We start from the raw sequence: 13,482 nt of genomic DNA, 5'->3' as shown, positions 1-13,482 counted from the left end.
GACTGGCAAGAGATTACCGGAGCACCATTCAGATGATTAGGGATGCATTTCCGATTGAGGGTATTAGCCCTCCTTATCAATTTTACCTTCTCAAGCTCTGTACCTAAGCGCGTCTACGACGAGCTGGAATGCGGGGGAAGCGTGGCGACGGTTCGGATAGTAAAGGTGATATCCGGGAAACGGTGCGCACCAGTCTTCGAGAACACGGATCAAAGTGCCCTTGGCGAGATCCTGGGCCACCAGATCGTCTGGCATGTAGGCAAGGCCAAGACCGCGCCGGACAGCGTCGAGACGCATCGCGATGTTGTTGAACACCATTTGTCCTTCGACGCGGACGTTCAGTTCATGGCCGTCCTTCTCGAATTCCCACTGCAGGATATTGCCATGCGTCGGCATGCGTATCTGAATGCAGTTGTGGGCCGTGAGATCCTGGGGGACTTCCGGCCACGGGTGCTGGCGGAAATAGGACGGAGCGCCGACCACAGCCATGCGCATCTCTGGTCCGATCTTGATCGCGATCATGTCCTTGGCAAGTTGCTCACCGAGCCGGACGCCCGCATCGTAGCGCTCCGCAACGATATCGGTCAGGCCGTAGTCAACGGTGATCTCGACATTGACGTCCGGATTGTCGGGCAGGAACTTGTCGAGCGCGGGCGCGAGAACCGAGATTGCAGCGTGCTCTCCCGCCGTGATCCTGACCGTTCCTGCTGGCTTGTCACGCATCTCGGTGAGGGCAGCAAGCTCCGCCTGTATCTCCTCGAAGCGCGGCCCAGCCGTCTGGAGGAGACGCTCGCCCGCCGCCGTTGGAGACACGCGGCGGGTCGTCCGTGTCAGAAGGCGGAGGCCCAGCCGCTCTTCCAGTCCCCGGACGGTCTGGCTAAGCGCCGACTGCGACACCCCGAGCTTCACCGCGGCCCGCGTAAAACTCTCTTCGCGGGCGACCGTCACGAAGGCGAGCAGATCATTGAAGTTTTCATGCGGCATTCATTAGGCTTCCTAATAGCTTCATCCCGATTACTGCCCCTAATCGCCATGGTGAGCAAGAGCTATCTTTCCGTCATCGCAACGCAGCTTGCCGCGGAGGACGGCCAAGCAAGCAAGTCAATGGGACTGCAATGTCTGACGCAAACACAGCCACCTCGCCATCGAACAAGACAGCGATCCTTGCGATCATCCTCATCAGCTACGTGATGATCGTGCTCGACATCTCGGTGGTCCTGACGGGCCTGCCGAAGATCCACAACGAACTCGGCTTCACGGACGCCGGCCTTGCCTGGGTGCAGAGCGCCTACACGCTGACCTTCGGTGGCTTCCTTCTCCTCGGCGCACGTGCCGGGGACATACTCGGCCGCCGTCGGATGTTCGTGGTCGGCATGACGATCTTCACCGTCGCCTCCGTTGCCATCGGAGCCTCGCAAACGTCGGCGTGGATGCTGTCGTGGCGTGCCGTCCAGGGACTGGGATCCGCGATCCTCGCGCCAACGACGCTCGCCCTCCTGCAGACCACGTTCGACGAAGGCGAAGAGCGTGTCCGGGCCGTTTCGCTTTATAGCGCCGCAGCGGGCGTATCCGCGACAGTGGGTCTCGTCGTTGGCGGACTTCTGGCCGACTGGCTCTCCTGGCGCGTCGGTTTCCTGATCAATCTCCCGATTGGCGTTGCCACAGTTATCGCTGCCCGCAGCTACATCCGTGAGACAAATAAACGGCCGGGAGCGTTCGATCTGCCAGGCGCAGTGGCCTCGACGCTTGGGATGGCCGCTTTCGTCTACGGATTCATCCGCTCCGCACAGGCCGGATGGGACGTCGTAACGCTCGCAACGCTGGTCGCCGCATTCATTATGCTTGGAGCATTCGTGTTGATCGAGCGTGGTGCGAAGCAGCCGATCCTGCCGCTTCGCCTGTTCTCTGACATCGAGCGCTCGGGCGCCTATGGTGCCCGCATGCTCTACATCAGTGCCATGGTCGGCTTCTTCTTCTTCACGACGCTGTATCTGCAGCAGGTCGCTGGTCTGCGCCCAGCACTGGCGGGCCTTGCCTTCGTCCCCGCCACGATGCTGCATGTCCCGGTCGCGGTTATCGTACCACGCCTCATCAGTCGCTTCGGCCGCAGTGCTGTCCTTATCGTGGGGATGCTGATCGGCATCGTCGCCATGGCATGGCTCAGCCGTGCGGGAGTAGTTTCCAACTACTGGACAGCGGTGGCGCTACCGATGGTTTTGATCGGCATCAGCCAGGGCCTGACACTGAGTCCATTGACATCATCAGGCGTCGCACGGGTTGATCGTGCGGATGCGGGAGCAGCATCCGGCGCGGTGAACGTCGCCCACCAGATCGGCAGCTCGGTTGGTCTCGGCGTTCTCATCGCCATTGGTGCCATCGGATCAAATGGCCTCAGCGGAGCCGAACTGACGGCGTATCGTGTTTCCCACGCGTTCGACGCAGGAACCGTCATGCTGATTGCGACACTGGTGATCTCGCTTCTGACCATCGTTCCTGCCGCTCGGCGGCAGTCTCAGTCCCAGGAAGACGTCGCGCCGACCGAATGCGCGGCCTGATCAAGGAAAATGACCATGAAGAAACGAACTATCGGAACGCTTGAGGTATCGACGCTGGGCCTCGGATGCATGGGTCTGAGCCACGGCTATGGAGCGGCGACCGACACGAAGGATGCCGTTGCGCTCATTCGGGCGGCGCATGACCACGGCGTGACCTTCTTCGACACAGCACAGGTCTACGGCCCGTTCACAAACGAGGACGTCGTCGGAGAAGCTCTCCAGCCGATCCGGGACAAGGTCGTGATCGCCACCAAATTCGGGTTCGAACTCCCGAGCCCGGATGGCGGCCAGCATATGAACAGCAAGCCCGCCTACATCCGCCAGTCCGTCGAGGGATCGCTGAAGCGGTTGCGAACGGATGTGATCGATCTTCTATACCAGCACCGCGTTGATCCGAACGTGCCGATCGAGGACGTCGCCGGAACGGTCAAAGACCTGATCGCGGAGGGCAAGGTCAAGCACTTCGGCTTGTCTGAAGCTGGCGCTCAGACGATCCGCAAGGCTCACGCTGTGCAGCCGGTGACCGCGCTCCAGAGCGAGTACTCGCTGTTCTGGCGCGAGCCTGAGAAGGAGATCATCTCAACGCTCGAGGAACTCGGTATTGGGTTCGTGCCATTCAGCCCACTCGGCAAAGGATTCCTGACGGGCAAGATCGACGAAACGGCGACCTTTGGTCCCGGCGATTTCCGCAGCGTGGTTCCGCGCTTCCAGGCAGAGAACCTCAAGGCGAACCAGGCGCTCGTTGTAGCTCTGACCCAGATCGCAGAATCCAAGGGCGTCACGCCAGCCCAGATCGCGCTCGCATGGCTGTTGGCGCAGAAGGAATGGATCGTGCCGATCCCCGGCACCACCAAGCTGCACCGCCTGGAAGAAAACCTCGGCGCAGCCTCGGTCGAACTCACCGCCGGCGATGCTTCCGAAATCGCCGACGCCCTCGCGAAGATCGACATCGTCGGCGACAGATACCCCGCGCACCTTCAGGCACGCGTTGGAAAATAAGGCTGGCGCGCGCGCTTTAGTCCATACAAAGGATGTGAGAATGACCACCACGGTACCCACCGTCACCCTGAACAACGGGCTCCAGATGCCAATCCTGGGATTCGGCGTCTTTCAGGTTCCCGATCCCGCCGAGTGCGAGCTCAGTGTTCGGGATGCGATCGACGTCGGCTACCGCCTGCTCGATACCGCGACCTCTTACGGCAACGAAGAGGCTGTGGGCAATGCCATCCGCAACCACGGCATTGATCGAAAAGAGCTGTTCGTTACCACCAAGCTCTGGATCGAGGATGCGAGTTACGAGGGGGCCAAGGCCGCTTTCGAGCGTTCGCTGAACAAGCTGCAGTTCGACTATCTCGATCTCTGGCTCATTCATCAGCCCTACGGCGACGTCTACGGCGCCTGGCGCGCCATGGAGGAGTTGTACGAGGCCGGCCGCATCCGTGCGATTGGGGTCAGCAACTTCTATCCCGACCGGCTGGTGGACTTCGCTCTACACAACAAGGTCGTCCCCGCAGTCAATCGGATCGAGATTCATCCATTCCATCAACAGGACGACGCACAAAAGATCCTTCAGGAATACGGTGTGCAGCCCGAGGCGTGGGGTCCATTCGCGGAAGGGAAGAACGGCCTGTTTGCGAACGAGCTTCTGCAGTCGATCGGGACGAAGCACGGGAAGAGCGTTGCACAGGTCGTGCTTCGCTGGCTGATCCAGCGCAACATCGTCGCGATCCCGAAGTCCGTGCGGAAAGAACGCATGGCCGAGAACTTCTCGGTCTTCGACTTCGAACTCGACGGCGACGATGTCGCCTTGATTAGCGCGCTCGACCAGAAGACCTCCAGTTTCTTCGATCATCGCGATCCGGAGAAGGTGAAATGGCTCGGCACCCGCAAGCTTTAAGTTAGGGTCGGGGTATCGGCATATCGACCCCCGTTTCGATTTCAAAGCCCTACGCCGTCGAGGGAGGTCGACACGACCTCCATCACTCGACGCGGGGATCCGACGGCGGTCCGTCCATCGTCCCGGACGAAATCGGGCGGGACCTTACGGCCTGTCGAGTGTCTACAGCGTTCGATGGGGGGACCGTGATGCTGGTTTTCGTCTTCGTGATCGGAACTACAACGATCGTTCGAAAAAGCGTGCTGACGAAGAGCGTCAGATCGCCAAACCCGTCGCCGATGCGGCGTAAGTACGGAGCAATTTGATGACAACCTGGCTTATTACCGGATGTTCAACAGGTCTCGGACGAGCTTTGGCGCTTGCCGCGCTAAAGAACGGCGACAACGTCGTCGTCACCGCTAGGGACCCTTCAACCGTCGCAGACATCGTCGCTGCCTACCCATCGACGGCAGTCGCCGCCGGCCTCGATGTTACCGACCCGGTCGAGGTCGACAACGCAGTCGCACTTGCACAGACACATTTCGGCGCGATCGACGTTCTCGTGAACAACGCGGGCTATGGGTATCGCTCCGCAGTGGAGGAAGGAGACGAGGCCGAGGTGGCAGCTCTCTTCGACACAAACTTCTTCGGCACGGTGTCCATGATCAAGGCCGTCCTTCCGGGCATGCGTGCGCGTCGGAGTGGTGTCATCTTCAATGTGTCATCGATCGCCGCGCGCAGAGCGATGCCCGGTTCCGCTTACTACTCTGCGACAAAATTTGCGATGGAAGGCATGTCCGATGCATTGAAGCGCGAGGTCGAGCCGCTCGGCATTCGTGTCATGGTCGTCGAGCCGGGACCGTTCCGAACGGATTTCGCAGGGCGGTCGCTCAAAGGCGCGACACAGGCTATCGCAGACTATGAAGGCACTGTCGGTCCTCGTCGCAAAGTGAATGACAAGACGAGTGGGACCCAAAAGGGCGATCCCGAACGGGCAGCCTGCGTGCTCGTCGACATCCTCAAACGCCCCAAGCTTCCGCTGCGACTGCTGCTTGGCAGCGAAGCGGTGAGCATGGTGCGGGACGAGCTCGCGACCCAGATCAAGGAACTCGAGGATTGGGCCGAGCTCGGCAACAGCACGGACTTTCCGCAGGTTTCTTAGGCAAGAGGCGATGAAATGAAAATGCAGGATCTAAACGGCAAAGTTGCCGTAATCACAGGCGCATCGAGTGGCATTGGGGAGGCAGCCGCAAGGCTCCTCGTTTCGGAGGGCGTTCGGGTCGTACTCGTTGGCCGAAGAGCAGACAAGATCGAGGCCCTGGCTGAAGAACTCGGTCAAGAAACCGTTGCCGCGGTCGCCGACGTCTCGGACAGGGATCAAGTCGCAAGTCTGTTCGATCGAGTGCGCAATCAGTTCGGTGGTCTCGATCTCCTTTTCAATAATGCCGGGCTTGGCGTGTACGGTGCTTTTATGGACAGCACTCCGGAAGACTGGGACCAGATGTTCCAGACGAATGTGATCGGCATGCTGAATTGCACCCAACAGGCACTACCGCTGATGAAAAACCGCCCCGGCGCCATGATTGCGTCCGTATCCAGCACCGGTGGTCGCTACGGCGTCGAGGGATGGTCGGTCTACTGTGCGACCAAGTACGCTGTTGTTGGATTCCACGAAACACTGCGCAAGGAGGTCGGGGCTGAAGGAATTCGCGTGACCGTCATCGAGCCGGGCGCCGTGTGGACTGAGTTCGGGCACAATGTGGCTGCTGAAGCGTTGCACCAACGACGATCGGTCCTCGACGCGTTGACCCCTGACGACGTCGCACAGTCGCTCGTTTACGCCTTTGCCCAACATCCACGCGTGCTGGTGCAAGAGATCCTAGTGCGGCCGGTCAAACAGACTGCCCCCTAGGGTAAACCAAGCTTCCACTTGCCCCCAGAATGGAGAAGAAAATGAAAACCCGCAAACTTGGAGATCTTGAGGTCTCCGCTCTTGGTCTTGGCTGCATGAGCATGAGCTCGGCGTATGGGCCGCCCGCTGACAAGCAGGAAATGATCGCCTTGATGCGCTTCGCACATGAGCGAGGCGTCACGCTGTTCGACACCGCTGAGGCTTATGGTCCCTTCGTGAACGAGGAGCTGGTTGGCGAGGCACTTGCGCCCATTCGTGACAGCGTCGTAATCGCTACCAAGTTCGGTTTCGATATCGATCTTGAAACTGGCGAACGTTACGGCGGTACAAACAGCCGTCCCGAACACATCAAGGCTGTGGCGGAAGCCAGCCTTAAACGCCTGAAGACTGATCGAATCGATCTGTTCTATCAGCATCGCGTCGATCCCAATGTTCCCATCGAGGACGTGGCTGGTGCATTGAAGGACCTGATCACGGAGGGCAAGGTGAAGCACTTTGGTCTGTCCGAAGCCGGTGTAAGCACGATCCGCCGCGCACACGCGGTGCAAAAGGTGACCGCTGTCCAGAGCGAGTACTCGATGTTCTGGCGTGGTCCGGAAACGGAACTTCTGCCCGTGCTCGATGAACTTGAGATTGGCTTCGTGCCATTCAGCCCGCTGGGTGCAGGCTTCCTGACAGGAAAGATCGACGAAAACACAAAGTTCGACGCAACGGACTTTCGCAACCATGTGCCACGTTTTTCGCCAGAGGCTCGCAAGGCGAATTTCGTCCTCGTCGAAGCCGTCAAGGCGATCGCCGACGGCAAGGGCGTGACGCCCGCTCAAGTGGCTCTTGCCTGGCTTCTTTGCCAAAAGCCGTTCATCGTTCCAATCCCTGGTACGACGAAGAAGCATCGTTTGGAAGAGAACCTCGGCGGCACTGAGATTGAACTTTCCGGCGCTGATCTCAGGTCGATTGGTGACGTTCTCGCAACGGTCGAGGTTCAGGGTGACCGGCTTCCAGAAGCGTTGATGAAGATGACGGGTCTCTAGGAGGATTGGCGGCTTCCCCGCGCCAAGCTGGGAGGCCGCCTGGATGCTATGGACGAGTTCAGCTTCGAAGCGATTGGTACGAGTTGGCAGATCGACACCGAGGGGGTGATCGATGCCACTTTGCGGACCCGCCTCCTCGATCGAGTTGAAGCCTTCGACCGGACCTACTCGCGCTTCCGGAAGGATTCGATTGTCGCCAAGATGTCTGCTGCTGCTCATGGTGGTAGTTTTGTGTTTCCTGACGAGGCGGAGCAGTTATTCGATCTCTACGACATGCTCTATCGGGCGTCAGTCGGCGCGGTCGATCCGCTGGTTGGCAGAGATATGGAATTGCTTGGATACGATCGGACGTATTCGCTCCAAGTCGATACGATCGGGATTGCGCGTCATTCTCAAGAGCGCCCGAGTTGGATGAGGGACGTCGATCGATCGGGCGCCGATCTTCGAACAGCGCGCTCGCTCGTGCTCGACGTGGGGGCTGTCGGGAAGGGGTTCCTGGTCGACATTCTCTCGGAACTCCTGCGAGAAGATGGGCATCGATCCTATGTTGTCGACGGAAGCGGCGACATTCGCCATGCGGGGCCCGAACCGCTTGTCGTGGGGCTGGAGCATCCGATTGATCCGAACCTGGTCATCGGAACGGCTCGCATCGCGAACCAAGCACTATGTGCGTCCAGTACGAGCCGGCGGGCGTGGGGTGACGGTCTTCACCACATACTAGACGCCAGGACTGGTGTGCCAGTTCGCGATGTCATCGCGACATGGGTTGTCGCGGAAGACGCTGCCGTTGCGGATGGCTTGGCCACGGCACTGTTCGTCGCCGAGCCCACACGGTTGGCGGCCCGTTTCGACTTCCAGTTTGTCAGGATGTTTGCTGATGGACGAGCTGACGTGTCAGCGGGATTTGCTGGCGAGATATTCACATCATGAAAGGGAGTGGCCGATGAAACTGTACTCGATCACGAGATTGCTCGGTGTGCTGCCGGTGGCAACGCTTCTCCAGACCTTGCCTTTAAACGAGTCCTTCGCCGCGGAGACGGGGCAACCTTTGACGGACGAGGTTCAAAGGAATCGATACGTCGATGGTACCTTTACCGCGACTGGAAAATACGGCGGCCAACCGTCTTTCTTGACGGTGACCGTGACACTTAAAGACGACATCATCACGAGTGTGAAGGTTGGCACGCATGCGTACGTGCCTCGATCGCTGGAGCTGCAGCGGGCGTTTGCGGCCGCAGTGCCTCAGGTCGTCGTCGGAAGGCGCATCGACCAAGTGAAGGTCGGCAAGCTTGCGGGATCGAGCGGAACGCCCGTCGGTTTCAACAACGCAATAACACAGATCAAAAAGCAGGCCGCGCGCCCCTAATCGGTACGCTAGGTCGCGTTCGAAATGGAAGGAAGAACCGCATGACGAAGAAGCTAAGATTGCTCGCTGTTGGCGGCACGGGAAGCGTCGGGATGGGCGTCGTTGAAGAGGCGCGGGAACACGGATACGACGTTCGAGTGTTAGCACGTAGGCCTGCCGACCAGAGATTCACTCGCGACGTCGAGGTGGTCGCGGGCGACCTTAGTCGTCGAGACACCTTGGTTGCCGCTGTCCGTGACATCGACGCCATCGTCTTCACACATGGCACCTACGGCAGCCTGACTGCGGCTGAAGCAATCGATTTTGGAGGCGTTCGCAACATTCTCGATGCAATTGCAGGACGGTCCGTACGCATCGCCTTGATGTCTACGATCGGGGTTACAGATCGAAAGGGCGCACATGATTGGAAGCGCCGGGCTGAGCGGTTGGTTCGCGCGAGCGGTCATCCCTACACGATCGTCCGTCCTGGCTGGTTCGATTACAACGCCGCAGATCAGCTAAAGCTGGTCATGCTCCAGGGCGACAAACGCCAATCGGGAACCCCGCGCGACGGTGTCGTTTCGAGAGCGCAACTTGCCGAAGTGCTCGTTCACAGTCTCTGCTCTCCCTACGCCGTCAACAAGACCGTCGAATTGGTCGCCGAGCGGGGGCAACGAACGACTGACATCGATCGCCTCTTTTCGGCTTGCGCCAGCGATGTTCCCGGACGGCCCGATGGCGTCCTGGATGCGGCGAACATGCCGGAGGAGGTCGAAACTGCATGACGGCGGAACGCGGCAGTTCTTTCTCTATTCCGGAGTTTCGTGCGGGGTCCACTGCCGCCTCTGGAGGAGTGGCATTTGCGCATGATGCGGCCGGGTCGCTCTTCGTACCGTGGAAGGCGTTGTCGACCGATGACCCCGCTCTTGTTTTGAACTTTGCCGTCGAATCCTTTCTCGGCGGCAGTCCTGTTGCTCTCGCGACGCTTGTAGAAGTGCGTGGCGGATCTGCACGCGCCATCGGATCGCAGATGGCGATCCGGAGCGATGGGGGCTGGTGCGGTTTCGTTTCAGGCGGTTGCACCGAGGCGGTGGTCGCTGCCGAGGCGCTCACGGCAATTACGGAAGGCCGCGACAGATTTTTGCTCCTAGGGCAAGGATCGGCGATCTTCGACGTCCAACTGCCTTGTGGCGGCGGTATTACGATAGCCATTCACGTCCTCACGTCGGTAGATCCGCTTCAGGTGATATTGCGCAATCTTCGATATCGTCGCCGATCGGCTCTCGTTTACGATCCCACCGCCCAGAGGCTCCAAGAAGCCGATTGGAGAGGTGCGTCTGAATGGTGCGGCGAGCGCTTCGTGCATTCCTATCTGCCCCGGCCGAAAATCCTTGTCTCCGGACGGTCGATCGAGGCCGAGGTGACGTTAGCTGTCGCCCAGCAGGCAGGCTTCGACAGCATCGGCGTCGATCCGAGCGGAGCCGCAAAAAACTTCAACGACATTTCGACGAAGATACTGCGGTTGTCCTGCTTCATCATGATCTCGATGTCGAGTTGCCGAACTGCTCTCCGCGCTCAAGGGACGACCTTTCTATATCGGCGCACTCGGTAGCGCGCGAACACACGCGAACCGGACTCGGCGCCTCCTTGGCCTGGGAATTTCACCAAGCGACGTTGCAAGGATAAAGGCGCCTATAGGCGTTTTTCCCAAGGCTCGGGATGCAGGATCGCTTGCGCTTTCCATCCTTGCAGACGTTGCCGAGCACCGGACCAAACTCGTCACTTCGATTCCAGCGCGGGAAAACGACATTCCCGTTGCAGCCAACGTTCAGGAAGCAAGGCAACGCCCATGAAGATTATCGTGAATGAACAAGCCTTCGAGGTCGCCTCCGAGGGTGACACTCCGCTGCTGTGGGTCCTTCGCGACGAACTCGGCCTAACGGGAACCAAGTACGGATGTGGACTGGCTCAATGCGGCGCCTGTTCAGTTTTTATCGACGGAAAGCTTGTTCGGTCCTGCGTCACTCCCTTGGATAGCGTGGTAGCGCGATCAGTCAACACGATTGAATCGATCGAGAGCGACCCGATTGGCAAGCGGGTCGTTGAAGCATGGGTCGCCCACCAGGTTCCGCAGTGCGGATACTGTCAGTCGGGACAAGTCCTCGCGGCCACCGCGCTTTTGACGAGTAGCACCCGCCCGACGGAAGATGAGATTGCCACCGCTATGGTCAATCTGTGCAGGTGCGGAACCTACAACTTCATCAAGGCTGCCATTCACGATATCGCCGGTACTGCAGGAGAGACGCTATGAGCCGTATTCTAAGCGAAGCTGATTTTCAAACACCCCAACCCGTTAATATCTCTCGGAGAAGTTTTTTGTTTGGTGCGGCGGGCGGCGCTCTCGTCCTCGGCATCGGACTTCCTTTGTCCGCTGCCCGCGCTCAGGAGTCACAAAAGCTGGCACCGGGCACACGGGTTCCAGCATTTCTGGAAATCAGACCCGACAACACGGCTCGGCTCATGAGCCCCTTTGTGGAGGGGGGCCAAGGTATCTTCACCGCGATGGCGCAAATTGTGGGCGAGGAACTGGATCTGGCGCCGGAGTCATTCGTCGTTGAGAGCGCGCCGGCCGGGCCGGACTATCTCGTGATGGGCGGGAAGATGCGCCTGACCGGGGGAAGCCAATCTGTCCGCTCAAGCTATGATACAATGCGTAAATTGGGTGCCTTGGCCCGCCAAATGCTGATTCAGGCAGCCTCGAAGCGTTGGGATGTCTCCGAAGCTGACTTGACGAGCGAGCCGGGGCAGGTGTTTCACGGGGCGACTGGACGACGAGTTTCTTATGGCGAGATCGCTGAGTACGTTCTCGCGCTTCCGGTGCCGCCAGTCGATAGCGTCAAACTTCGCGACCCAAGTCAGTTTCGCTGGATCGGCAAGCCAGTGTCTCGCGTCGACGTGCTGGAAAAGTCTACGGGCAGGGCAGTATACGCCATCGACTGCAAGGTCGATGGGATGCTGCATGCAGCGGTTCAACACGCACCGCGCCTTGGAATGTCCATCGCCTCCATCAGGAACGAGCAGTCCGTAAGAACCATGAGAGGGGTTCATTCGGTACATCAGCTTCCTGGCGCGGTGGCGGTGGTGGCCGAGCGCTGGTGGGATGCAAGGATGGCAGTTGAAGCGTTGCAGGTTGAATGGAACGAGGCCGGACAGGAACCGATCATCGCGGGTATCCATGTAATGCCGCGCGACTTTTCGACTGCCGAGTTCAGCGAAAAACTGGCGAAAGAACCGGGACCAGGTAAGGACGCTGAAAAGGAAGGCGACGTCGGCGGTGCGTTTGATCGCGCAAAGACGATCGTATCTGCAACCTACCACAGCCAGTACGTCCACCATGCTCAGCTCGAGCCGCCCTCCACGCTGGCAAGGTTTAACGACGATGGCTCTTTGGACGTCTGGCTTCCAAACCAGGCGCCAGAGCAATTTCGGGCTGACATTGCCAAGACCACAGGCTTAGACGCCTCGAAGATAAATATCCATAGCCCCTTGCTAGGTGGTTTCTTTGGTCGGCACTTTCTCTATCGCGCCGCCAATCCTTATCCGCAGGCGATCCAGCTTGCGAAGGAGACCGGTCGGCCGATCAAGCTGATCTGGAGCCGTGAAGAAGAGTTTTTGCGCGACCCTCTCCGGCCGATGGCCGCAGTTCGCTTCAAGGGCGGGCTAGATGAGGACGGTATGCCGATAGCCCTTGAGGCGGTCAGCATTTGCGAAGGACCGCGCGAGGGTATCGGAGGTCATAGCGACGAGAAGATGGATCCCACCGCAGTGGAGGGGCTTACCGGCAAGTCATATGCGATCCCGAACCGGCGAATAGCGCAGGTCTACGTCCCCAATCCGACCATGCTGGCTTTCTGGCGATCGGTTGGGAATTCGATGAACGACTTCCTCTACGAGACATTCCTGGACGAACTTGCCGACAAGGGCGGCAAGGACCCCTTTGAAATGCGAATGAAGCTTCTGAAGGACAATCCGCGGTTACAGACTCTTCTGGCAGCCGCAGGGGAGTTATCAGGAGGGTGGAAGCGCGGGCCGTTCGTGGCCGCAGACGGAAGTCGTCGCGCACGGGGTATAGCGATGGCCTCGCCATTCGGCAGCTTCACCGCAGCGATCGCCGAGGTGTCGATCAGCGATGGTCAGGTCAAGGTCCACGACGTTTGGGAGGCGATCGATCCCGGAGTTGTCGTCAATCCTGCGATTGTGGAAGCGCAGATCAATTCTGCAACTGCGTTGGGCGTGTCGCAGGTCCTCATTGAGGAGGCCGTTTACGAGCATGGCATGCCGGTCGCCCGAAACTATGATCTCTATCCCATCCTGCCGCCGGGTCGGATGCCGCGCGTTCATGTCCGGATTATCGAAAGCGGCGAGAAGATGGGTGGGATCGGCGAGCCGGGATTGCCGGCGGTTTCGCCCGCTGTCGCGAATGCAGTTTCCACCCTCACTGGACAACGCTTCCGGAGCATGCCCCTGTCTCGCTACACGTTCAACACATAGAGTTGCCAGAGAGAGGGTGGTCAGGACGAGTCCTTGGCGTCAACTCCGGCAGCGCATTGATAAGGTCTACTAATAGCCCCTATTAATTCGAGCCGACTAAACTTTCTGAAGCCTGAGGTTCATTGTCTTCGCGACAAGCTGTCGCACACCGCGTTCGTATTCTGACAGAGCGCCCTGACGTGACGGGAGCGGACTTTGGTATCGCGCCGCTC

Annotated in this window: 14 protein-coding genes; 13 read left to right on the top strand and 1 reads right to left on the bottom strand. The window is 59.3% G+C overall.

Translation table 11 applies throughout. The annotated features are described in order from the left end of the window. Window positions 1-90: 90 nt before the first annotated feature. Window positions 91-984: a LysR family transcriptional regulator gene (locus ACODTZ_RS17280; RefSeq protein ID WP_489026946.1), complete on the bottom strand. Its 894-nt coding sequence runs from the start codon at window positions 982-984 to the stop codon at window positions 91-93. Between the two features lie 131 nt (window positions 985-1,115). Between ACODTZ_RS17280 and ACODTZ_RS17275 the strand changes: the two genes are divergently transcribed. The 13 genes from ACODTZ_RS17275 (at window position 1,116) to ACODTZ_RS17215 (ending at window position 13,270) form a co-directional block, all read left to right on the top strand. Then, window positions 1,116-2,555 carry an MFS transporter gene (locus tag ACODTZ_RS17275; RefSeq protein WP_489026945.1) on the top strand — a complete coding sequence of 480 codons (1,440 nt, stop codon included), beginning with the start codon at window positions 1,116-1,118 and terminating at the stop codon, window positions 2,553-2,555. 15 nt (window positions 2,556-2,570) lie between these two features. Further along, entirely contained in the window at window positions 2,571-3,554 is a 984-nt protein-coding gene (locus tag ACODTZ_RS17270) for an aldo/keto reductase (protein ID WP_489026944.1), read from the top strand. Between the two features lie 40 nt (window positions 3,555-3,594). Further along, window positions 3,595-4,452 (top strand): aldo/keto reductase, encoded by an 858-nt coding sequence (locus tag ACODTZ_RS17265; RefSeq protein ID WP_489026943.1) that lies wholly within the window; start codon window positions 3,595-3,597, stop codon window positions 4,450-4,452. 304 nt (window positions 4,453-4,756) lie between these two features. Beyond that, window positions 4,757-5,593 (top strand): oxidoreductase, encoded by an 837-nt coding sequence (locus tag ACODTZ_RS17260; RefSeq protein WP_489026942.1) that lies wholly within the window; start codon window positions 4,757-4,759, stop codon window positions 5,591-5,593. Window positions 5,594-5,608: 15 nt separating this feature from the next. Further along, complete coding sequence (locus ACODTZ_RS17255) at window positions 5,609-6,343, top strand: SDR family oxidoreductase (protein ID WP_489026941.1); 735 nt, start codon at window positions 5,609-5,611, stop codon at window positions 6,341-6,343. A 41-nt stretch (window positions 6,344-6,384) separates the two neighbouring features. Beyond that, complete coding sequence (locus tag ACODTZ_RS17250; RefSeq protein WP_489026940.1) at window positions 6,385-7,374, top strand: aldo/keto reductase; 990 nt, start codon at window positions 6,385-6,387, stop codon at window positions 7,372-7,374. A gap of 48 nt (window positions 7,375-7,422) precedes the next feature. Next, entirely contained in the window at window positions 7,423-8,304 is an 882-nt protein-coding gene (locus tag ACODTZ_RS17245; RefSeq protein ID WP_489026939.1) for an FAD:protein FMN transferase, read from the top strand. A gap of 13 nt (window positions 8,305-8,317) precedes the next feature. Continuing rightward, a complete protein-coding gene (locus tag ACODTZ_RS17240; RefSeq protein WP_489026938.1) occupies window positions 8,318-8,740 on the top strand; it encodes a hypothetical protein in 423 nt (140 codons plus the stop codon). Between the two features lie 41 nt (window positions 8,741-8,781). After that, entirely contained in the window at window positions 8,782-9,504 is a 723-nt protein-coding gene (locus tag ACODTZ_RS17235) for an SDR family oxidoreductase (protein WP_489026937.1), read from the top strand. Next, on the top strand, window positions 9,501-10,331 hold the full coding sequence (locus ACODTZ_RS17230; RefSeq protein ID WP_489026936.1) for an XdhC family protein: 831 nt from the start codon (window positions 9,501-9,503) through the stop codon (window positions 10,329-10,331). Before ACODTZ_RS17235 ends, ACODTZ_RS17230 begins: the two co-directional genes overlap by 4 nt. Continuing rightward, window positions 10,282-10,572 carry an XdhC family protein gene (locus ACODTZ_RS17225; protein ID WP_489027028.1) on the top strand — a complete coding sequence of 97 codons (291 nt, stop codon included), beginning with the start codon at window positions 10,282-10,284 and terminating at the stop codon, window positions 10,570-10,572. The genes ACODTZ_RS17230 and ACODTZ_RS17225 overlap by 50 nt, the downstream gene beginning before the upstream one ends. Next, on the top strand, window positions 10,569-11,030 hold the full coding sequence (locus ACODTZ_RS17220) for a (2Fe-2S)-binding protein (protein ID WP_489026935.1): 462 nt from the start codon (window positions 10,569-10,571) through the stop codon (window positions 11,028-11,030). The genes ACODTZ_RS17225 and ACODTZ_RS17220 overlap by 4 nt, the downstream gene beginning before the upstream one ends. Next, entirely contained in the window at window positions 11,027-13,270 is a 2,244-nt protein-coding gene (locus ACODTZ_RS17215; RefSeq protein WP_489026934.1) for a xanthine dehydrogenase family protein molybdopterin-binding subunit, read from the top strand. Before ACODTZ_RS17220 ends, ACODTZ_RS17215 begins: the two co-directional genes overlap by 4 nt. Window positions 13,271-13,482 lie beyond the last annotated feature (212 nt).

Source organism: Rhizobium sp. FG113, assembly GCF_057809895.1.
This window is presented reverse-complemented; position numbering and strand designations above follow the sequence as displayed.

What these genes read in the sequence shown, in the direction of transcription:
- ACODTZ_RS17220 (WP_489026935.1), top strand. Translation starts at nt 10,569, where the DNA reads ATGAAGATTATCGTGAATGAACAAGCCTTCGAGGTCGCCTCCGAGGGT.
- ACODTZ_RS17250 (WP_489026940.1), top strand. Translation starts at nt 6,385, where the DNA reads ATGAAAACCCGCAAACTTGGAGATCTTGAGGTCTCCGCTCTTGGTCTT.
- ACODTZ_RS17255 (WP_489026941.1), top strand. Translation starts at nt 5,609, where the DNA reads ATGAAAATGCAGGATCTAAACGGCAAAGTTGCCGTAATCACAGGCGCA.
- ACODTZ_RS17245 (WP_489026939.1), top strand. Translation starts at nt 7,423, where the DNA reads ATGGACGAGTTCAGCTTCGAAGCGATTGGTACGAGTTGGCAGATCGAC.
- ACODTZ_RS17275 (WP_489026945.1), top strand. Translation starts at nt 1,116, where the DNA reads ATGTCTGACGCAAACACAGCCACCTCGCCATCGAACAAGACAGCGATC.
- ACODTZ_RS17265 (WP_489026943.1), top strand. Translation starts at nt 3,595, where the DNA reads ATGACCACCACGGTACCCACCGTCACCCTGAACAACGGGCTCCAGATG.
- ACODTZ_RS17235 (WP_489026937.1), top strand. Translation starts at nt 8,782, where the DNA reads ATGACGAAGAAGCTAAGATTGCTCGCTGTTGGCGGCACGGGAAGCGTC.
- ACODTZ_RS17270 (WP_489026944.1), top strand. Translation starts at nt 2,571, where the DNA reads ATGAAGAAACGAACTATCGGAACGCTTGAGGTATCGACGCTGGGCCTC.
- ACODTZ_RS17260 (WP_489026942.1), top strand. Translation starts at nt 4,757, where the DNA reads ATGACAACCTGGCTTATTACCGGATGTTCAACAGGTCTCGGACGAGCT.
- ACODTZ_RS17215 (WP_489026934.1), top strand. Translation starts at nt 11,027, where the DNA reads ATGAGCCGTATTCTAAGCGAAGCTGATTTTCAAACACCCCAACCCGTT.
- ACODTZ_RS17240 (WP_489026938.1), top strand. Translation starts at nt 8,318, where the DNA reads ATGAAACTGTACTCGATCACGAGATTGCTCGGTGTGCTGCCGGTGGCA.
- ACODTZ_RS17280 (WP_489026946.1), bottom strand. Translation starts at nt 984, where the DNA reads ATGCCGCATGAAAACTTCAATGATCTGCTCGCCTTCGTGACGGTCGCC.
- ACODTZ_RS17230 (WP_489026936.1), top strand. Translation starts at nt 9,501, where the DNA reads ATGACGGCGGAACGCGGCAGTTCTTTCTCTATTCCGGAGTTTCGTGCG.